The organism is Chthoniobacter sp., assembly GCF_040003245.1.
Taxonomy (GTDB): Bacteria; Verrucomicrobiota; Verrucomicrobiia; order Chthoniobacterales; family Chthoniobacteraceae; genus Chthoniobacter.
In genome coordinates this window covers 1-20,100 of the sequence record NZ_JBDUCX010000073.1, presented here as the reverse complement: position 1 = coordinate 20,100, position 20,100 = coordinate 1, and the positions used below count along the sequence as shown (strand labels likewise).

Annotated in this window: 21 protein-coding genes; 11 read left to right on the top strand and 10 right to left on the bottom strand. The window is 62.2% G+C overall.

The genetic code is table 11. The features are described from left to right. Positions 1-19: 19 nt before the first annotated feature. On the bottom strand, positions 20-1,153 hold the full coding sequence (locus ABJF10_RS12280) for an ABC transporter substrate-binding protein (protein WP_348544866.1): 1,134 nt from the start codon (positions 1,151-1,153) through the stop codon (positions 20-22). Between the two features lie 109 nt (positions 1,154-1,262). Further along, positions 1,263-3,044 carry a DUF255 domain-containing protein gene (locus ABJF10_RS12275; RefSeq protein ID WP_348544865.1) on the bottom strand — a complete coding sequence of 594 codons (1,782 nt, stop codon included), beginning with the start codon at positions 3,042-3,044 and terminating at the stop codon, positions 1,263-1,265. Between the two features lie 123 nt (positions 3,045-3,167). Between ABJF10_RS12275 and ABJF10_RS12270 the strand changes: the two genes are divergently transcribed. The 8 genes from ABJF10_RS12270 to ABJF10_RS12235 all read left to right on the top strand — a co-directional run bounded on the left by ABJF10_RS12270 (position 3,168) and on the right by ABJF10_RS12235 (position 11,578). Further along, positions 3,168-3,551, top strand: a complete 384-nt coding sequence (locus tag ABJF10_RS12270) for a CoA-binding protein (RefSeq protein WP_348544864.1) — start codon at positions 3,168-3,170, stop codon at positions 3,549-3,551. A 507-nt stretch (positions 3,552-4,058) separates the two neighbouring features. Next, entirely contained in the window at positions 4,059-4,757 is a 699-nt protein-coding gene (locus ABJF10_RS12265) for a succinate dehydrogenase cytochrome b subunit (RefSeq protein WP_348544863.1), read from the top strand. Positions 4,758-4,833: 76 nt separating this feature from the next. Next, positions 4,834-6,747 carry a fumarate reductase/succinate dehydrogenase flavoprotein subunit gene (locus tag ABJF10_RS12260; protein WP_348544876.1) on the top strand — a complete coding sequence of 638 codons (1,914 nt, stop codon included), beginning with the start codon at positions 4,834-4,836 and terminating at the stop codon, positions 6,745-6,747. 2 nt (positions 6,748-6,749) lie between these two features. After that, positions 6,750-7,499, top strand: a complete 750-nt coding sequence (locus tag ABJF10_RS12255) for a succinate dehydrogenase/fumarate reductase iron-sulfur subunit (protein ID WP_348544862.1) — start codon at positions 6,750-6,752, stop codon at positions 7,497-7,499. An 89-nt stretch (positions 7,500-7,588) separates the two neighbouring features. Next, complete coding sequence (locus ABJF10_RS12250) at positions 7,589-8,080, top strand: hypothetical protein (RefSeq protein ID WP_348544861.1); 492 nt, start codon at positions 7,589-7,591, stop codon at positions 8,078-8,080. An 8-nt stretch (positions 8,081-8,088) separates the two neighbouring features. Beyond that, a complete protein-coding gene (locus tag ABJF10_RS12245) occupies positions 8,089-8,982 on the top strand; it encodes a prepilin-type N-terminal cleavage/methylation domain-containing protein (RefSeq protein ID WP_348544860.1) in 894 nt (297 codons plus the stop codon). 1 nt (position 8,983) lies between these two features. Further along, the gene (locus ABJF10_RS12240) at positions 8,984-10,900 is read left to right on the top strand and encodes a hypothetical protein (RefSeq protein ID WP_348544859.1); all 1,917 of its coding nucleotides are present in this window, start codon (positions 8,984-8,986) and stop codon (positions 10,898-10,900) included. Positions 10,901-10,927: 27 nt separating this feature from the next. Continuing rightward, a complete protein-coding gene (locus ABJF10_RS12235; RefSeq protein WP_348544858.1) occupies positions 10,928-11,578 on the top strand; it encodes a hypothetical protein in 651 nt (216 codons plus the stop codon). Positions 11,579-11,712: 134 nt separating this feature from the next. Here the strand turns inward: ABJF10_RS12235 and leuB are convergent, their stop codons facing one another. From leuB to ABJF10_RS12220, 3 genes are all read right to left on the bottom strand, one after another. Further along, a complete protein-coding gene (gene leuB / locus ABJF10_RS12230) occupies positions 11,713-12,807 on the bottom strand; it encodes a 3-isopropylmalate dehydrogenase (protein WP_348544857.1) in 1,095 nt (364 codons plus the stop codon). Between the two features lie 112 nt (positions 12,808-12,919). After that, on the bottom strand, positions 12,920-13,249 hold the full coding sequence (locus tag ABJF10_RS12225; RefSeq protein WP_348544856.1) for a hypothetical protein: 330 nt from the start codon (positions 13,247-13,249) through the stop codon (positions 12,920-12,922). Between the two features lie 87 nt (positions 13,250-13,336). Beyond that, entirely contained in the window at positions 13,337-13,498 is a 162-nt protein-coding gene (locus tag ABJF10_RS12220; RefSeq protein ID WP_348544855.1) for a hypothetical protein, read from the bottom strand. Positions 13,499-13,622: 124 nt separating this feature from the next. Between ABJF10_RS12220 and ABJF10_RS12215 the strand changes: the two genes are divergently transcribed. Further along, positions 13,623-14,453: a UDP-2,3-diacylglucosamine diphosphatase gene (locus ABJF10_RS12215; protein ID WP_348544854.1), complete on the top strand. Its 831-nt coding sequence runs from the start codon at positions 13,623-13,625 to the stop codon at positions 14,451-14,453. Between the two features lie 125 nt (positions 14,454-14,578). After that, on the top strand, positions 14,579-15,013 hold the full coding sequence (locus ABJF10_RS12210; RefSeq protein WP_348544853.1) for a hypothetical protein: 435 nt from the start codon (positions 14,579-14,581) through the stop codon (positions 15,011-15,013). Positions 15,014-15,090: 77 nt separating this feature from the next. Here ABJF10_RS12210 and ABJF10_RS12205 read toward each other — a convergent pair whose 3' ends face one another. Both ABJF10_RS12205 and ABJF10_RS12200 read right to left on the bottom strand, forming a co-directional pair. After that, on the bottom strand, positions 15,091-15,513 hold the full coding sequence (locus ABJF10_RS12205) for a PIN domain-containing protein (RefSeq protein WP_348544852.1): 423 nt from the start codon (positions 15,511-15,513) through the stop codon (positions 15,091-15,093). Further along, positions 15,494-15,754, bottom strand: coding sequence for a hypothetical protein (locus tag ABJF10_RS12200; protein WP_348544851.1), 261 nt, complete (start codon positions 15,752-15,754; stop codon positions 15,494-15,496). Before ABJF10_RS12200 ends, ABJF10_RS12205 begins: the two co-directional genes overlap by 20 nt. A 214-nt stretch (positions 15,755-15,968) precedes the next feature. Here ABJF10_RS12200 and ABJF10_RS12195 point away from each other — a divergent pair, with 214 nt between their 5' ends. Next, complete coding sequence (locus ABJF10_RS12195; RefSeq protein ID WP_348544850.1) at positions 15,969-16,142, top strand: hypothetical protein; 174 nt, start codon at positions 15,969-15,971, stop codon at positions 16,140-16,142. A gap of 212 nt (positions 16,143-16,354) precedes the next feature. Here the strand turns inward: ABJF10_RS12195 and ABJF10_RS12190 are convergent, their stop codons facing one another. The 3 genes from ABJF10_RS12190 to ABJF10_RS12180 form a co-directional block, all read right to left on the bottom strand. After that, positions 16,355-17,620: an ATP-binding protein gene (locus ABJF10_RS12190; RefSeq protein WP_348544849.1), complete on the bottom strand. Its 1,266-nt coding sequence runs from the start codon at positions 17,618-17,620 to the stop codon at positions 16,355-16,357. A gap of 6 nt (positions 17,621-17,626) precedes the next feature. After that, positions 17,627-18,331 carry a response regulator transcription factor gene (locus ABJF10_RS12185; RefSeq protein ID WP_348544848.1) on the bottom strand — a complete coding sequence of 235 codons (705 nt, stop codon included), beginning with the start codon at positions 18,329-18,331 and terminating at the stop codon, positions 17,627-17,629. Between the two features lie 226 nt (positions 18,332-18,557). Next, positions 18,558-20,100, bottom strand: a 1,543-nt coding sequence (locus tag ABJF10_RS12180; RefSeq protein WP_348544847.1) for an Rne/Rng family ribonuclease, incomplete at its 5' end; no start/stop codon positions are given.

Here is a 20,100-nt window from a genome sequence, read left to right as displayed (position 1 = left end):
GTCAGCGCGGTTCCGCGGCTCAGGGCGCGATCGTCTCGATGTAGGAGAACTTGCCGTCCTTCACCTTCAAAATCACGGCCGCCTTGTCCGCATCCCGTTGCGCGTTGATCGTGATCTTGCCCGTCACCGCGTCGAAATCCTTGGTCGCGGCCAGCGCATCGCGGATCTTCGACCCATCGGTGGAGCCCGCGCGCTTGATCGCATCCGCGAGGATCATCGCTGAATCGTAGCCCAGCGCCGCCATGGCGTCCGGCAGCTTCCCGTTATAGCGTTTCTTGTAAGCCTCGACGAACGCCTTCCCCTTCGGCCCGCCGGCATCCGGCGAATAGTGCGTGCTGAAATAGGTCCCTTCCACGGATTCCTTGCCGATCTCGGTAAGCTTCTCGCTCTCCCAGCCGTCGCCGCCGAAGATGGGCACCGTCAGCCCCACTTCCTTCGCCTGGATGCAGATCAGCGCCGCGTCCGTATAATAACCCGGCACAAACACACCTTCCGGGTTGGCCGACTTGATCGCCGTGAGCTGCCCCTTGAAATCCTTGTCGCCACCATTGTAATCGAGTTCGGACACCACCTGCCCGCCCGCCTTGAGGAAGCCTTCCTTGAAAAACTTCGCGAGGCCTTTCGAGTAATCGCTCTTCACGTCGGTGAAGATCGCCACCTTTTGCGCCTTCAGCGTCTTCCTGGCGAAATTCGCCATCACCGTGCCCTGGAAGGGATCGATGAAGCATACGCGGAAAATGTAATCGCCTGTCTCGGTCACCTTCGGATTCGTCGAGCTGGGTGAAATTTGTGGGATCTTGTTGCTCTGGCAGATCGGTGCCGCCTCCATCGAACGCGACGAGGCCACTTCGCCCAGAATGGCGACTACGCCATCCTTGGCGATCAGCTTGTTCACCGCATTCGCCGACTCACCCGGCTTCGAGCCGTTGTCTTCGGTCAGCAACTTGAACTTCTTGCCGAGCACCCCGCCAGCCGCATTGATCTCCTCCACCGCCAGCACCGTGCCTTCATGCGACGATTGGCCGAACGTCGCTTCCTTGCCCGTCAGCGAAGCGAATTCGCCCACGGGGATTTCGTCGGTGGCAGTTTTCTGGCAACCAGCCAGCCCCAGCGCACCGGCACTGAGCAAGGAGAAGAAAATGCGTCGATTCATGAAGCGGGACGCTAGCCAACTTGCCGCGTCGATAGCAACAGCCAATCCCACAGGGCGGAATTTTCCATCCCTGCGGGAAAATCGCTCCCCGGTCACGCTCAGTCTCAGTTCACCGCGCCAGCTTCGCCAGTTTCTCCGCGAGCTTTTCCGGCGCGGTCATCGGGATCGAGCACGTCCCGCCCGCGCAGACAAACGCCGCCGCCCGCGGCAGGTCCGGAAACGGCACATCATCATGCGGCAGCGGGCCTTCGCGCGCGTCCAGCCATTCGATGCGTGATGCAGGCGGCGCCCCATGTAACGCCACGCGAAAGAGCGCCTGCGCCGCGGCGTCGTCCTTGTGCCCGACGATCGTGAGATGCGCGGGCTCGGTGCGCAATTCGCGATCCGCGAGCAAAATGCCACTCGTGCCGTACCCCTGTTGCGACACCACCACCGGCGACGCCAGATACTGCATCGCGTGCCCGGCTGATTTCCGCCAGGCGTCTTTGCCAGTGTAGTGCCGGAGCAAATTCGCGAATCGCGTGAAGGCAATGTTCTCGTCGACCTGTGGCTTCGGCGTGAAAGGCGCGCCGGGCGCCGCGACCGCCGTCGCATAACCGAGTGGCGCGCGAAACTTCGTCTCCATGAACTGCGCCGCCGCTTCCGCTCGCGCCAGCCACGGGCGCTCCGCCGTTACGCTGTAAAGCGCAAGACAGGCGCGCCCCATGGCCAGCGTATCCGCGAGATACGGCCCGGCGGCGTCCACGTCATCATGACGAAATCCCCCACCCTCCAGGCCGCGATGCGCGATCACCCATTCCGCCGCCCGACGTGCCTCGGCCAGGACCTTCTCATCCCCATCCGACGCGTAGAGCGCGGCGAGCCCGGTAATCGCCAGCCCATTTTCCCGCGCATAAAGATGCTTGTCGACCCGCGGCATTCCACGAGCGCGCCGCCCCGCATCGTCGAGCGCGAAGTATTCGCCGCTGTGCTCGCCCGCCACCACATCCGCATCCTGGCTCACGTAGAACGCCCCCTCCGGCGACCGCAAAAAATCCCGCAGAAACCCGTGAATCTTCCGCGCCGACTCCAGCCATTGCGGCTCGTGCCGCAGCGTCGCCGCCATGGCAAACACGCGCAGATTCTCCGCCTGGAAAGGCATGATCTTCTCGAAGTGCGGATGCACCCAATCGCCATCCGTGGAGTATTGATACACCCCGCCCCACACCGGGTCGATCAACCCCAGTCCCGCCGTCAGCGTCTGCCGCGCCCTCTCCTTCATCTGCCCATCGCCGTGCGCGCCTTCGGTGAGACAATACTCCAGCGCATCCCAGTTGAGATACTTGTGCACGTCGCCCCAGCCCCCGAGCTTCGCATCATACGCGCCGAGGAAAGCCTCGCGCATCGCCGCCCGCTGCGCGTCCGTCAGCGCTCCCGCCACTGCCGGCGCGATCACCGGCTCCGCCTGCACCGAAGGCCCCGGCGTCGGGTCATCCACAAACGCCTGCAACATCCCTGCCATCGGCTTCGGCGGCAGATACCCCTGCCGCTTCGCCAGTTCCTTCCCCGCCGAATCAAAGACCACCGTCGCCGGCCATCCATAGTCCTCATAGCGATTCGAAATATCCGGCCGCGCATCCTGGTCCACCCGCACCACGATGTATTTCTCCCGCACCAGCTTCACCACCGCCGGATCGCGATAAGTGATCTCATCCATCACATGGCACCAGTGGCACCACACCGCCACCACATCCAGCAACACCAGTTTCTTCTCCGCCTTCGCCCGCGCAAACACCGCGTCCGACCACGGCAGCCAGTCGATTGCATCCGTCGTCACCTCCGCCGCACGGATCGGCAGCAGCGGAGAAAAAATCAAAAACGTCCCCCACAGGCGCAACAGCAGAGTCTTCATTACGCACATATCTGCGCTGCCATCCGCGCGGTGGATGCACCATCCCAAGTTGGCGCATGGAAATCATTTCTTGCTTGCCGCCCACGCCTGCCTCGCTCGAAATACCGCTCTCCCCACCTAGTCATGTCAGAACCATCCGTCGCAGTCCTCGGCGCCTCCCGTGATCGGCGCAAATACGGGAACAAGGCCGTTCGCGCTTATATCGAGAGCGGCTACACCGTCTACCCCGTCAATCCCAAGGAAGAGGCCATCGAGGGGTTGAAGGCGTATCCCTCGCTCGAGGCGATTCCAGGGCCGGTCGATTTCGTGAGCTTGTACGTGCCCCCGGCAGTGGGGGTGCAATTGCTCCCCGCCATCGCGGAAAAGAACCCAAAGGAAGTGTGGCTGAACCCCGGCTCGGAGAGCGATGAACTCATCGACACCGCGGTCGATCTGCACCTCCGCACCATCGTCGCCTGTTCCATCGTGACCCTCGGCTTTTCGCCAGCGGAATTCCCCGACGCCTAGGAGTTGCACTTACCGGCATCTCATGGCACAATCCCCGCCTATGCAGGACCTTCATCGGGAAGGTGTGGAGTGCGACGGCGGCGGGTATGGCGGAGAAGCGTTGCTCCAGACTTCAATCCTCAATTCGGATCGGGAATATCGGGCGGCGGCAGGTAGTAATACCTGTCCCTCACACCCTTCGCCGGGTGCCAATCGCACGCAATCGTGTCCAGTCGTGCCTAATCGTGGTTCAAATTTATTCCGACCGTCGGAGTGTATCATTTCAATACACTCCCGCATCCCTCCCGAAGTTCCGGCGAATGAAGGCAAATCGAGCGGAGCGAGAAGCCACGCGAAGCGTGCCCGAAGGGAGGCGGCGGAGGCCGCCAGCAATCAAGGTAAATCAAGCCTCCTCAAGCCCATTAAATTTCTTGCCGCCAACGAAATGGGTGTAATATGAGATCGTCTAATAAAACGCACTTTCCGCCGCTTTAATCCCCAAAGCGTCGTTTTTGCCATCCCCTATTCGTGAATCCACTCCTCCGCTTCTGCTCCTCGTCCATCGGACGCAAATGGATCGTCGCACTCACCGGCCTGGTGCTCTTCGGTTTCGTCATCGGGCATCTCATCGGCAACTTGCAGGTTTTCCTCGGCTCTTCGGAACCGCTCAATCGCTACGGCGCCTTCCTCCAGGGGCTCGGCGAATTGCTTTGGGCAGTGCGCCTCGGGCTGCTGGCGATGCTGGTGCTGCATATCGTCTTCACCATCAAGCTGCGCGCGGAAAACCGGGCGGCGCGCCCGGTGAATTACGCGATCACCGAGCGGCGCGCGAGTCCGCCGGCGGCGCGCTGGATGTTGCTCAGCGGGCTCATGGTGTTGTGCTTCATCATTTTCCATTTGCTGCACTTCACCGTGCAGGTTCCGGCGGTGAACGGCGTGGGAAAGGACTTCGCGACATTAACCGACACGATGGGCCGGCACGATGTCTACCGCATGATGATCCTCGGCTTTTCGAATCCGTTCGCCTCCGCCTTTTACATCGTGGGCGTCGCGCTCCTCGCGCTGCATCTCAATCACGGCATCATGAGCATGGGCCAGACGCTCGGGCTGAACACCGGCAAAGTACGGCCGCTCTGGGAAAAGGGCGGACCGACTCTCGCCTGGCTTATTTTTCTCGGCTACGCCTCGATTCCCGTGGCGGTGTATGCCGGCATCGTGAAGCCGTAATCTTATGAGCTCGACCGTCCTCGAACCTCCAGCAGCTCCCGCCTCGCCATCCACCTCCGCCCCAGCCCGCTCGAATATCGTGCTCGATGCGAAGATCCCCTCGGGCCCGCTGGAGAAGAAGTGGGAGAAGCACAAGTTTGAATCGAAGCTCATCAATCCCGCGAACCGGCGGAAGTTCGAGATCATCGTCGTCGGCAGCGGCCTGGCCGGCGCGAGCGCCGCGGCGTCGCTCGCCGAGATGGGCTACAAGGTGAAGTGCTTTTGCTACCAGGACTCGCCACGGCGCGCGCACTCCATCGCGGCGCAGGGCGGCATCAATGCCGCGAAGAATTACCAGAACGACGGCGACTCGGTGATGCGGCTTTTCTATGACACGATCAAGGGCGGCGACTTCCGCTCCCGCGAGGCGAATGTCTACCGGCTGGCGGAAGTGAGCGCGGCGATCATCGACCAATGCGTGGCGCAGGGCGTGCCCTTTGCACGCGAATACGGCGGGCTGCTGGCCAATCGCAGCTTCGGCGGCGCGCAGGTGTCGCGCACTTTCTACGCGCGTGGGCAAACGGGGCAGCAGCTCCTGCTCGGCGCCTACTCCGCGCTGTGCCGGCAGATCGCCGAGGGCGCGGTGACGATGTATCCGCGCACCGAGATGCTCGATCTCGTCCACGTCGACGGGCATGCCAAGGGCATCGTCGTGCGCGACATGGTGACCGGCGCGATCAGCTCGCATGCCGGCGATTGCGTGCTGCTCTGCACCGGCGGTTACGGCAACGTCTTCTATCTCTCGACCAACGCCAAGGGCTGCAACGTCACCGCCTCGTGGCGCGCCCACAAGCGCGGCGCGCTCTTCGCCAATCCTTGCTACACGCAGATTCATCCCACGTGCATCCCGCAGGCCGGCGACTTCCAATCGAAGCTCACGCTCATGTCCGAGTCGTTGCGCAACGACGGCCGGGTGTGGGTGCCGAAGCAGAAAGGCGACAAGCGGCCTTCCGACCAGATCCCCGAGAACGAGCGCGACTATTATCTCGAGCGGAAGTACCCGAGCTTCGGCAATCTCGCCCCGCGCGACATCGCTTCGCGCTCGGCCAAGGAAGCGTGCGACGACGGACGCGGCGTCGGCCCCGGCGGGCTCGGCGTGTATCTCGATTTCGCGGACTGCATCAAGCGGCTCAGCGAGCAGACGGTGCGTGAGCGTTACGGCAACCTCTTCGACATGTACAACCAGATCACCGGGGAGAATGCCTACAAGACGCCGATGCGCATCTATCCCGCGGTGCACTACACGATGGGCGGCCTGTGGGTGGACTACAATTTGATGTCCAACACGCCCGGTCTCTTCGTGCTCGGCGAGGCGAATTTCTCCGATCACGGCGCGAACCGCCTCGGCGCCAGCGCGCTCATGCAAGGGCTCGCCGACGGCTATTTCGTGATCCCTTACACCATTGGCAACTATCTCGCGCCGGAAATGGGCAAACGCCCGACCACGGACCGCGAGGAGTTCAAGAAAGCGGAGGCCGAAGTGCGCGAACGCACCAAGCTCCTGCTCGGCATCAAGGGCAAGCGCAGCGTGGACCATTTCCACCGCGAGCTGGGCCGCATCATGTGGGACTACTGCGGCATGGCCCGCACCGCGAAGAGTCTCGACCGCGCGCTGAAACAGATCCCGCCGCTGCGCGAGGAGTTTTGGAAAAACGTCAACGTCCCCGGCGAAGGCGAAGCGCTCAACGTGTCGCTGGAAAAGGCCGGACGCGTCGCGGACTTCCTCGAGTTCGGCGAGCTCCTCTGCCGCGACGCCCTGGAGCGTCGCGAGAGCTGCGGCGGCCATTTCCGCGAGGAGTGGCAATACCCCGATGGCGAAGCGAAACGCGACGACGAGCACTTCCAGCACGTCGCTGCATGGGAATTCACCGGCGACGTCAGCCAGCCGACCCGGCACGTCGAACCGCTGGAGTTCGAGGCCGTCCACCCCAGCGTCCGCAGCTACAAGTAACCATGAACCTCAAACTCAAAGTTTGGCGCCAGAAAGACGCGAAGAGCAAAGGCAAACTGGTCGACATCGAAGCGCGCAACATTCCTGAAGATTGCTCGTTTCTCGAAATGCTCGATATCGTAAATGAGGATCTGCTCGGCAAGGGCGAGGAACCGATCGCTTTCGACCACGATTGCCGCGAAGGCATCTGCGGCACCTGCTCGCTCTCGATCAATGGCGTGCCGCACGGCCCGAGCGAGACCACGACCTGCCAGCTCTACATGCGGAAGTTCAGCGACGGCGAGACCATCTACGTCGAGCCCTTCCGCGCCCGGCCGTTCCCGATCATCCGCGACCTCATCGTCGACCGCGCCGCCTTCGATCGCATCCAGCAAGCCGGCGGTTTCGTCACCGCCCGCACCGGCTCGGCGCCGGACGGCAACACCCTTCCCATCGCCAAGCCCATCGCCGACGCCGCGATGGAGGCCGCCGCCTGCATCGGTTGCGGGGCCTGTGTCGCCGCCTGCCCAAACGCCAGCGCGATGCTCTTCGTCGGGGCCAAGGTTTCACACCTCGCCCTGCTCCCGCAAGGCCAGGCCGAGCGCACCTCCCGCGCCTTGAAGATGGTGCGCACGATGGACGAGGAGGGCTTCGGCAACTGCTCGAACTATCTGGAGTGCGAAGCGGTCTGCCCGGCGGAAATCCCGGCATCCGTCATATCACGCTTGAATCGCGAATATGCGAAAGCGGCGGTGCAGGACGGCGTCTCCTAGAGCCGGAAAAGTCCGGGTTTCTCTGTAGATCAGGGGATTACCCCCCCTGGAGGGGCAAATGGCGTGTGTTTTGCTCTTCCATAAGTGTTATGGGTTTTATAGCGCCCAAGCGCCTTACCTTCTTTCGACGCCGCAAGACACTCGCCTTCACGCTGACTGAAGTCGTCATCGCGGCGAGCATTCTCGCGCTCTTCATTGTCGGGTCGCTCTCCGCGATGGCCCAGATCAACCGCTGGGCCACCGCCGCCCGCTTGCGGACTCTGGCCACGGCCTTGGTCCAGCAAAAGATCGACGAGGTTCTGACCACCCCTTGGTCGGTGCTCTCGACCACGCCCACCGTCCTCACTGCGGGCACCACCACGGAAACGAAGCTGCCGCTCAATAACGACGCCTTCAACAGCCAGGCCGGGTTGAGCAGCGCCTTCACGAATCTCGACGTTCAAGTCATCGATACCCGGACCACGGTGATCACCAGCATCTCCACCCACGTGATCCGGGCACTCGTGAGCGTCAACTACACCTATCGCGGCAAGAATACCACCATCACCATGACCACGCTGCGCACCACCGACGATTTCTAATCTGGCCGATGCAACGTACCCGTTCCGCCTTCACCCTCGTTGAGCTGCTCATCGCAATGCTCGTCTTCAGCATGGTGTCGGTGGGCCTTTTCGCCTTCACCTCCGGCTCGCTGCGGCTGGTGGGCCGCAACCTCGCGACCAATCACAGCCACGAGGTCATGCGCGTCTCCGACCAGGAGCTGCTCTACAACCTGCACGCCTCGGCGACCGCCTTCAGTTTGATCACCTTCAATGGCACCACCTACGCCGATGCCACGCCCACGGCGACCACGGACCAGGACCCGTTCACCCAGCAGTATATCAGCACGCGGGCCAACGGCGTCCGCTTCCGGCTCCTGGCCGGCGGCCCCTACAAGCTGACCACGAGCACAATCAGCACCACTACCAGCCTGACCTTCGATTTCGGGGTGGGCGGCACCGTCGCCTACGTTCCGCAAGTGGGGGACAAGGTGGTCCTGCCCCTGCTGTCTCGTGAATTCGACATTACCGCGGTGACCAAGACGCCCACCGCGGGCAGCACCACCGGGACCGTCACGATCACTCCCGTGATCGGCTTCACGGTGGATGCCACCACCGCGGGCAATGTCACGACCGGTTACTTCTATCGCTCGGTCGCCTACACCGTTTACAACAACCAGCTTCGCTACCATGCCAACTACACGGGCGCGGCGAAGAGCAGTTACCGGATTATCCGCGACCGGATCACCTCCCCCAAGCCGTTTGGGGTGCTTTTCGTCACGACGTCGTCGCCCAGCAGCACCGGCTTGAATCTCCGGATGTCCCTTGAATTTTACGACACTAATTACAGCGCGCGCCAATACATCGGCGGCACCGTGACGCTGCAGGCCGTCGTCCCTCCTCGAGTCCAACCCCCGGATGTCACGTCCACCACATCGAGTTAGTATGATGAAGTCCTCCAGAAAATCCGAATCGGCGAGCGGCCTGCTGGCCGTGCTCTTTTTCATGGTGCTGACCTGTCTCACCGTCGCCATGATCTTTTCAGTGACGAGTTCGCACGTCACCACCTCGAAACGGACCATCGACCGCTCGATCGCCCTCTCCTACGCCGACGGCGTGCTCGAGTCGCTTTTCGATCAATGGCGCACGCAGATGACCGGTGTCACCACTGCCACGGACCGAACCTATGGGATGTCGACGGCGGCGCTGATCGCGGCGCTGAGCCCGCCAAACAGCACAACGCTGCCGCCGCCGGTCAACGTAACGTTGAACAGTTGGAGCATCACGGCGCTCACGCCCTTGCTGGTGAACACCACCGATCCCGCAGGCCGGCCGACCTTGGAAAACGGCACCAACTCGCGCCTCCGCGTGCGCATTTACTATCGCGCCAGCGTCACCGTCAATTACCGCAGTTCCACCGGCAGCAAGACCGCCACTGTGCAACGCCTTTTTTGCCGCGCCGGACGCAATATCTTCGATAACTTTTTCTTTGGAACGCAGTCCAACGTCGAGTTTCATCCTGGACCCGATATGTATGTCACCGGCACAGTCTATATCGGCGGTGACCTTTACACCGCGCATAACTCGCTGCATTTGATGCAGGATGTCACCTATACCGGCACTCAGTATTTGAACTTCCGCCCGCAGGATTCGCGTTACGGCACGGAGGCACCGAATATTACGACCGGTGGCCTCTCCGATAACTGGAGCCTGAGCAGCCCGCCTCACGTGGGCGCCCAGCAGAAGCTCCTCGATGCCCCGATGAGCAGCCTCGACCCGAACTTCCTGGATGATCCGATCGCCAACGACAGCGATTCCGACGGCAATCCAAATAACAATGGTTACCACGAAATCATCGAGGAAGTGACCGACCCCACGAAGCCGGATCCCCTGCAACTGGATGCCGCCGACAGTGAACGCCTGGCCAAGAACGCCGACTACCGCATCTACGTCAATTCCAGCAACACCCTGACCGTCTATGCCGGCCAGTCCACCACGGCACTTGCCGCGACCAGCGCGGAGTACCTCGCCATCTCCGGTGCGCTTACGCTCAATACCGCGCTGACCGACGCCCGCGAAGGCGACAACGTCCGCACGGTGACGATGGACGTCAGCAAAATCAACACGGCCGCCACGGCCGGCACGCTCAAGGATACCGTCGGGAGCAGCGATGGTTTTCTCCTCTACGTCACCGACACCAGCGTCGGGACGAGCGTCAACACGAAGATCGTGAATTCCGCGACCGGGACCAGCACCAATGTGACCAGCTCCAAGGCGCGGGCGGTCAAGCTGGTCAAGGGAGCGACGCTACCCAGCGCCGGCCTGACCGTGGTTTCCCCGAATCCGGTTTATATCCAGGGCGACTATAACACCGGCAGCACCACCCTCGCGCAGCCTGCCTCCAATACCGCTATTGCCTATACTCCGCCCACCGACACCCCCAGCCCGGTGGTCGGCTCTTACAACCGCGCCCCGGCGGCGGTCGTCGGCGACGCGGTCAATATTCTTTCCAATGCCTGGAACGACGCCAATTCATCGAGCGGCGTGAGTTCCCGCATCGCCACCAGCACAACGGTCAATACCGCCATCGTCGCGGGCAACGTCCCCACCACGAGCAGTTCCTACAGCGGCGGGATCGAGAATTTCACCCGCTTTCACGAGGATTGGGGCGCTGCCTATTTTACGATCTATGGCGCGCTGGCGTTGCTTTACGATTCCGAGCAGGCGACCCATCCGTGGTCCAATGCGAGTTACAGTCCGCCCTCCCGCCGCTGGTATTACGATACCAATCTGCAAAACAGCAATCCGCCGGGCTTTAGCGTTGCCCACGTTTACGAGCGGGGCGACCGTGTTCAGTACTAAGTGAATCGCTTTCCCTCTGCCTGCACGTTGTTGGCACTCGTTGCCGTCCTTCCCCTGGCCGTCCCGGTCAGGGCGCTGGATTTCACGCCCCAGGAAACCTGGCGCGCGCTCGAGGGAGTGCGCGTGCCGGTCCTGATGTTTTCGGATCCGACGGGCAAGATTCGCTATCAGCCGCCGGGCAATTGGAACTTCAGCGGCAGCGGCCCGACGCTGGCTCTCTACCCTCCGGACAGCACGGGAGCCTTCATGAAACTTCTCGTGCTCGGGCATGCTCCGGGCATGGCGGAGATTACCGCCCTGCCCGCGGACGACCTCGTCAAATGGTGCCAGAATTACCTCGCGGCCGATGCCCAGGACGTGAAGCTCGTCATTGAAAACCCGAGCCCCTTCCTGCTCAATGGCAAGCCGTGCCGCGAGTTTGTCTTCGAATACAAATCCGCCGGCCAGCGCTTCCAAACCTCAGTAGCCGTGCTCGACTGGAATGAGCGCGAACATCTCGCCGTGGTCATCACCGCGCTGAGCACGGATTTCAAAACGGTGCACGACGCCGGGACGAGCAGCTTGTTTAGCTGGAGCCTGCGCAAAACGGAAAACGCCGCCGGCACGCCTGCGCCGGCCGCCCCGTCCTCCACTCCCGCCGCGCCCGGGCCCACGCCGATCAAGGCCGTGAACCGGTAGCGAGTAACCTGGAGCGAAGCGCGCCGTCGCTTCCTTGGTGGGCTTTCACTCCAGCACCGACGGCGCGGTGCCCTCCAGAACGCAATCTCGTATTCGAGAGCGCCACTCCTGTGCGGAAACCGTTGGCAGCCTGGCTACAGAGCAGCGGCAATGGCTGAGCCCATTTCCGCGGTGCCGACACGCTGGGTGCCCTCGCTCCAGATGTCGCCGGTGCGCAAGCCGTCATCGATAACCTTTCTCACCGCCGCCTCGATGGCGTCCGCCGCCGCAGCTTCGTTCAGCGAATAGCGCAACATCATCGCCGCGGAGAGAATCTGCGCGATGGGATTGGCGATCCCCTTGCCGGCGATATCGGGCGCGGTACCGCCACTCGGTTCGAAAAGACCGAAACGCCCGGTCGGCGTCTCCTTCACCCCAAGGCTCGCGCTGGGCAGCATTCCCAACGAACCGGCGATCATGGCCATTTCGTCGCTCAGGATGTCGCCAAAGAGGTTCTCGGCGAGAATGACGTCGAAGCCGCGCGGGTTCTTCACCAACTGCATCGCCGCGTTGTCCACGTAGAGGTGGTTCAACGTGACGTCCGGATACTCTTTCGCGATCTCGTTCACCGTCGCGCGCCAGAGCACGCCGTTTTCCAGCACGTTGGCCTTGTCGATGGAAGTCAGCCGCTTCTTCCGGCCCCGGGCCGCCTGAAAGGCGACGTGGGCGATGCGCACGATCTCGCTCTTCTTGTAGATCATGGTGTCGATCGCCACCGGTTCGCCGTTCTCCTCGTGGCGTCCTTTCGGCTGGCCAAAATACAGCCCCCCCGTGAGCTCGCGCACGCACAGCACATCGAAGCCGCCTTCGATCAGCGACTCCTTGATCGGCGAGGCGTGCGTCAGGTTGGGAAAGCAGACCGCCGGGCGCAGATTGGCGAAGAGCGCGAAGTGCTTGCGAATGGGGAGCAACGCCGCGCGCTCCGGTTGCTCATTGGGCGGCAGGGATTCCCATTTCGGTCCCCCGACCGAACCAAAGAGAATGGCATCCGAGGCACTGCAAATGCGCAGCGTTTCCTCCGGCAAGGCGTGTCCATCCACATCGATGGCAATACCGCCGACGCGGGCATCAGTGAGGATGAGTTGGAAGCCGAATTTGATCTCCGCGACGGCGAGCACGCGGCGCGCTTCGGTCATGACTTCGGGTCCGATGCCATCGCCCGCGAGAACAGCGATTTTGAAGGTTTTCATAGGGCGGCAGAGACTAGTGGCTCAAAGGAAAGTGCCAAGTTCCAAGTAACGAGAGCCAAGTGTTCCCTGCCCTACGCAGGCTCCGTCGCCACTTGGCTCTTGGCTCTTCCCCTCAGCTCCAGCGATCCGCGATCGTCCGTAGTTCCTCGATCAGGTTCTCGACCTTCTTCAAATCGCGGCGGCGGCCCTTGGCAGGCTTCACCTCCAGCGAACGCAGCATCATCAGCATGTCACGTAAATCCGACACGCGGTTGCCCGGCAGCTTCTTCTTCGACTCCCCATCGGCGATGACAGTGGCGTGCAGATGCGCAATCTCCGCCTCGAGCTGCGCGGCGTAGGTGCCCACGAGATCGCGTAAGGTCTTGCGCAGGAAGGTCAGCTCTTCCGCTACGGTCTTGAACGGCAGGGCCGACGCTGGTTTGGGCTTGGGTTCGTCTTTCACGGGGAGAGTTCGCTGCCAACGCTTGAAGCGTCGCACTGGTGGCGTCAAGACACCGATTGTGAACTTCTGAAGAACATGCTCCGTCTTTCACCGCAAGCAATGTTTGATCGCCCGTTTCGTATCCCGGTCGCGAACGTGTTTCCCATAGGCCGCGCGCAGGATCTGCGTCACCGACTTGCGCCGCGGTGGGCGTGCCGCCTGGCGGCGAAAGTCGTGACCGAGTGCGTAATCCCAGACGTGGCTTGTCATGGCTTTAAACAGAGCAGAAAGCGTGAAGGGGCTGGGTGGCGGGATTGTGACAATCAGGTGAAATCACCGACCCCCGCTGGGCGCGGGTTTGCCTTTTGCCCCGAGGCGCGGCAACACTGTCGCCATGAAGCGCTTTCGCACCGGTTGGATATCCGATATTCATCTCGGCACTAAAGGGAGCAAGGCCGATGCCCTGCTCCAGTTCCTCCGCGACTACGAGTTCGAGAAACTCTACGTCGTGGGCGACTTCATCGACGTCTGGCAGCTCCGCCGGGGCATTTACTGGCCGCAGTCTCACAACGACGTCATCCAGAAAATCCTCCGTGCCGGCCGTAAGGGCACCCGGGTCATTTACATCCCGGGAAATCACGACGAGTTCGTCGCCCACTTCTTCGGTCATTTCGGCGCGGTCGAGATCATGCCCCGGGATATCCACGTCACGGCCGATGGGCGGCGCCTGCTCGTCATTCATGGGCATGAATTGGATACCGTCGTGCAGAATATCAAGTGGCTGGCGTATGTCGGCGATGTCGGCTACCAGCTCCTGCTCAAGCTCAACGCGCCGGTGAACTTCTTCCGCCGCTGGTTTGGCCTCGGCTACTGGTCGCTCAGCGCTTACGTGAAAAAGAGCGTGAAGAACGCGGTCAGCTTCATCGGCGCCTTTGAAAAGGCCATCGTCCATTACGCCCAGAACGACAACGTCCAGGGCGTGGTCTGCGGGCACATCCACTCGCCGGTCATCCGCACCATCGAGTCGACGACCTACTACAACAGCGGCGACTGGGTGGAGAGCCTCTCCGCGCTCGTCGAGGACTTCGAGGGCCATATCGAACTGATCACCAACTTCGCGGTGGACACCATCGGTCGGCCCTCGACAGGGACGCTGGAGCCATCAGAGGAGGAGGAATCGGGCATTACGCCGGTGAACACGGTGCCGGCCTCGGCACCTTTGTAGTGCCCTGCACCCGCGCGGCGGAGGCAACGAGGCAGCGTTTACCAAGCTGCCGGGAGAAGAAGGAGATCGCGCCAAGGACGCCAGACTCGCCAATGGCTCGGGCAAACTGTGTAACCTGATACCTCATGCGCAGGCGCAAACCCTACAATCCGGCGGACTACAATCTGGTTGCGAACCCGTCCCTGCCGAAGACGAACTCTCCGTGGCGGGTTTGGGGAGTGCTGGTGTTGGTCGGGTTGGTTTGCTTCGTCGCGTGGCCCATTCTGCGCGGGCCAGTGCATGTTTCACGACCGACGCTCGAGTTTTCGGGTGAGCGGGTCGTTGTCAATTCGGTCGCGACCAACGACACCTATCGTTCCGTCCATCTGACCTTACGCTTCGTGGTGGCTCGGGCCGGTCCGGCGAACGAAGAGCACCCCGCTCGTTTCGATGTAGTGGCCCAGCGCGAGATGGAGATTGTAGTCCCATCCCGCTCCACGGCTCCCCTCCGCTGCGAGTTTGTGATTCCAGAGAAACTCACCCCAAACGAAGCGGAGGTGGAGATTCTGAGCCGCCGATGAATCGGGGCAAACGCGGAGCACCGCCGCACTCCAAAATGCTCGCGCGTTGCAGCCTCGTTCAAGGCTCGCGGTCCGGCTTAACGCTTCGCACCGTCGGGTGGCAGCAGACACGGCACTACCTTGCGGCTGTGACGGCGGTAGGCCTTGAAATCAGCGTCGGTCGTCAAAACGAGTGGATCGGGCAGCACTTCCGTCATCCGCACCACACACGCATCCGCCACGCTCATCGGTACGTCGCCGTACTTTTCCAGCAGATCCAGCACGGCACCGGCCTCTTCATTCAGCACGGCCACGATGCGCAAGGCTCCGCGGCGACAGGCCGTCCGCAGGCTTGCTCGTCCCATCGGCCCCAACAGATGCTCCGCCTCGGAAAACACCGCCTCGCAGGTCGCCCAGACCGGCGGATTCGCTCGCGCCGTCGCCACCGCCCAGGCGTGGTGTTGATCCTCTCGGCGCCAAAGCGCCACGAGGAAACCGGCATCAGCGACGAGGCTTTTCACGCCCGTAGCCCTTCGCTTTGAGATAGTGTTTTTTGCGAGCGCTGACGTCGCGGGGACCGCCGGTTTCCGCGCCGACGAGATCGCTGATCAAATCGAAGCCGACACCCGCTGTGCCGGAACTTCCGTGCGCGGCTGCCAGTCGCGCACGCGCGACCTCGGACTTGGTCGAGTTCAACCGGCGCGCCTCGGCTTCAATCTCCGCGGCGAGGTCATCGGGAATGCGCAGAACCAGAGTTTGCATGTAGCGAATGTATTACATTCCCGGCGCCAAGGCAATACGCTTGCCAAACGCGCTCCCCGCTTCGCGATCCACAGTGCGATTCAGTGAGTCGCAGGATCCAGGATAGGCGCAGAATGCCGCATCCCGACGTGCGAAGTGAAATTATCCGCAATGGAGCCAACAGAGCCAATGGACCAATGCACTTTTTTCGCGGGGTCATGCGACACTTCTGCGCATGAATACCAACGAATCCCAATACGCCCGCAACAGCAAGATCGCCCATTTTCCGGCAGCCATTCGCGAGGAACTCCGTGAACGCCTCGCCCGAGGCGAACGCAGCCAGCGCCTGGTGAAATGGCTCACCCAAAAGGGTGGCAGCCCTTGCTCGAATCAAGCCGAATCAAGGTAAATCAAGGCAATCAAGGTGCGAGAAATGGGCAGTGTTACGGGGAAACCCACGCCTCGCAACCGATGCAAACCAATGAGCCCCAAGCGCAGAACAAGGAAGCCGATTTAAGGTGCCTTAAGCCCCCTTAAGCCGATTTAAGGTGCGAGATTTTTTCTCCACAGAGACCGTGAACGCCAACCAGGCAGCGCGCACCCTGAACTTCCCGACCCGGCTCAATCGTGGGCGCCATCCAGCGGCAGGTGCAGGATGATAGCGGTGCCTTTGCCGTATTTGCTCTCGGCGGCGACGGAACCGCCGTGGAGCTGGATGATGTGCTTGACGATGGAGAGGCCCAGGCCGGTGCCGCCCTGCTCGCGGGTGCGCGCCTTGTCGGCGCGGTAGAAGCGCTCAAAGATGTGCGGGAGGTCGTTCGGCGGGATTCCCTGCCCGGAATCTTCGACCCGCAATTCCATGTCGCCATTCTGGACCGAGGCGCGCAGGAGGATGCTGCCGCCCGGCTCGGTGAATTTCACGGCGTTTTCCAGCAGGTTGTGCAGCACCTGCTCCAGTCGCTGCGGGTCGGCGGAGACGAGGGGCAGGTCGTCGGTCGCTTCCACGCGCAGGGCCAGCTTCTTGGTGGCGAGCTTTTGCGCCCAGTCGCCGGCCACGGAGCGCAGGAGAGCGGGCAATTTCATGGAGACGCAGACCATTTTCTCCTGGCGCGATTCGAGGCGGGCCAGGGTGAGCAGATCCTCGAGCAGGGCGTTCAGGCGGCGGGAATGCTTGCGCAGGATCTCGAAGATCTCGATCTGCTCCTTGCGCGACATGGCGGGGGTATCCATGAGGTTTTCCAGGTAGCCGTGGAAGATGGAGAGCGGGGTGCGCAGTTCGTGGGAAACATTGGCGACGAATTCCCGGCGCACTTCCTCGAGTTGCCGCAGGCGCGTGATGTCGCGGATGATGGCCACCACGCCGGCGCCGCCGGCGAATTCGCGCACCGGCACGGCGTGGACGGCGAAATGCCGTTTGTCCGCAGTGCGCTCCACATCGGCGCGCTGATCCTGGCCGGTGCGCAGGGCGGCGGAAATCAATTCCTCGAAAGCGGTCTCGCGCAAGGTCTGCAAGACCGTGTGCCCGACCGGTTCGGCTTTGAGATCGAATAGGGACACGAACGACGGATTCACCAGCCGCAGCGTGTGGTGCGTATCCACCACCATGACGCCCTCCTCCATGCTGGAGAGGATGGTCCGCAGGTTGAACGCCTCGTCATGAATCTCGCGATGCAGTTTTTCCTGCTCCTGGGCGATCTTTTCCAGCGGATAGGTGAGCCGCGCGAAACGCCCGCCATGCCGAAAAACGAAGCCCTCGGGTTTACGCCCGGCCGCGAGTTCCTCCAGCAATAGTTCGAGATGCCGCCAATCGCGGGCGAAACGCCGGCGGACCCACCAAATACCCAGCGCGAGCGCTCCCGCCACGCACCAGCCAAGAATCGCGCCCATCACCGCCTACGGTTCGTTCTCCACTACCCGATAACCGAACCCGCGAATCGTCTCGATGTAGGAACCGGATTTGCCGAGCTTTTCCCGCAAACGACGGATGTGCGTGTCGACGGTCCGGGTATCGATCACCGTCTCGTAACCCCAAACATCGTTGAGCAGCGTTTCGCGGTCCTGCACGCGTCCCCGGCGCTCGATGAGCAGGGCGAGCAGCTTGAATTCCGTGGCGGTGAACTCTACGACCTTGCTGGCGATGGTCACTTCGTGCCGCGTGCGATCGATCTGGATGTCGCCCAGAATGAGGCGATCCGTGACCTCCGTGCCATGGGACGCGCGGCGCAGGACGGATTTGACCCGCAGCACCAGCTCGCGCGGCGAGAAGGGCTTGGTCATGTAATCGTCGGCACCCAGTTCCAGGCCCACGATGCGGTCCACTTCCTCCGCCTTGGCCGTGAGCATGATCACGGGGATGCGGTTGGTCGCCGTTTCGCGTTTCAAAACTTTGCAGACCTCCAGCCCGCTCATCTCGGGCAGCATGAGGTCGAGGACAATGAGGGCGGGCGAAGTCTGCCGTGCCTGCTCGAGGGCGGACAGGCCGTCCTCCGCCTTCAGGACATTGTAACCAGCGTTTTTGAGGTTGGTCGAGACGAGTTGCAGAACGTCCGGTTCATCGTCGGCGACCAGGATGCGTTTATTCGCTAGTTTGTTATTCATCGAAGGCGCCGAGTCTAGGGTGACAAACCCGCGCCGCAAGCGGCGCAATGTGACATTCCTGTAAACATAGCGCGCTTTGCCTCTGAAGGGGAGCCTAAAGATCAGGGGGCAGCAACGTGGATCCCTGGGACACGAGGGAGCAAAATCGCGGAGACGCAGAGGCGCAGAAAGAAGAGACAGTGAGATGGCTCACTGCGGGCACTGTCGTTTTAATCCTGATCCGCCCTTACGCCTTCAATTCCTGGCCCGTATTGGCGTCCGTGATCATGAATTTCTCGTGATGGAAAGTGGGGTCGGCCCGGAAGGAAAGGCGGCCGGCGTAGCGCCGCTCGATGTCGACCAGCAATTCCTCGTCCTCGGTGCGCAGGCGGCCCATGACGTGGGGGTGCACGATGACGCGGATCTCGTGAATCGTATCCTGATATTTGCGCATGATCTGGTGGAGAGAGCGCTGCAGTTCCACACTCATGGTCATGGCGCTCTTCACCTTGCCACGGCCGCCGCAGTAGGGGCAGGGCTCGAAGACGGCGCCGCTGATGGATTCCGCGGCGCGCTGGCGGGTCATTTCCATGAGGCCGAGCGGGCTAATGGGCAGGACGTGGGTCTTGCTCTTGTCGCGCTTGAGACGGTCCTTCATCCGCGAGAAGACGGCCTGCTGGTCCTTGCGGTTCTTCATGTCGATGAAGTCGCCGATGATGAGGCCGCCGATGTTGCGCAGGCGCATCTGGCGGGCCATTTCGTCGGCCGCCTCGAGGTTCGTCTGGAGAATGGTCTTGTCCGCGCTGCCGCCGCCCTTGTTGCGGCCGGTGTTCACGTCGATGGCGATGAGCGCTTCGGTTTCATCGATGACGATGTAGCCGCCGCAGGGCAGCCAGACCTGGCGATGGAAAGCGTCGTCGATCTGCTTCTGCACGCCGTAGCGCTCGAAGATCGGGGTGGTATCCTGGTAGTGGCGGATGCGGCCGGCGGAGCGGCGGGAGATCTGGCCGACCACGTCAGTCATGCGCCGGACCGATTCTTCGTCATCGCAGATCACCTCGTCGATTTCGTCGGTGAGGAAGTCGCGCACCGTGCGCTCGATGAGGTCGGGCTCGGCGAAGACGCAGGCTGGCGCGGGTTTCTCCTTCATGGCTTGCTCGATGGCGCGCCATTGCTCGACGAGCAGGCCGAGATCGCGGACGAAATAGCGGGCGCGCTGGCCTTCGCCGACAGTCCGCACGATCACGCCCATGTTCTCCGGGATGTCGAGTTCCTTCAAAATCTTGCGCAGGCGGTCGCGTTCCTTGGGGCTCTCGATCTTGCGCGAGATACCGCACTGGTCGCTATAGGGCATGAGCACGAGATAGCGGCCGGCGAGGCTGAGATTGGTGGTGATGCGCGGGCCCTTGGTGCTGATCGGGCCCTTGGTGACCTGCACGAGGACCTCGCTGCCCACGGGGTAAATCTTCGGGATGTCCGCCGCGGTGATACGCTTGTTTTCCTTACGACCGCCGGAACGCTCGACCTGTTCGACACCGCTGTCGAGCGCCGCCGGGAGCGCATCCCAGAAGTGCAGGAAGGCATTTTTCTCGAAGCCGATGTCGACGAACATGGCCTTGAGGCCGTGCTCGATATTTTTGACGCGGCCCTTGAAAATGCTGCCGACAATGTTGCGGTCGGTTTCGCGCTCGATGGAGTATTCCTCGAGGACGCCGCCCTCGAGGAGCGCCACGCGGCGCTCGAGCTTTTCGGAATTGATGATGAGTTTGTTGCCGGTCTGGCGCGGAGCC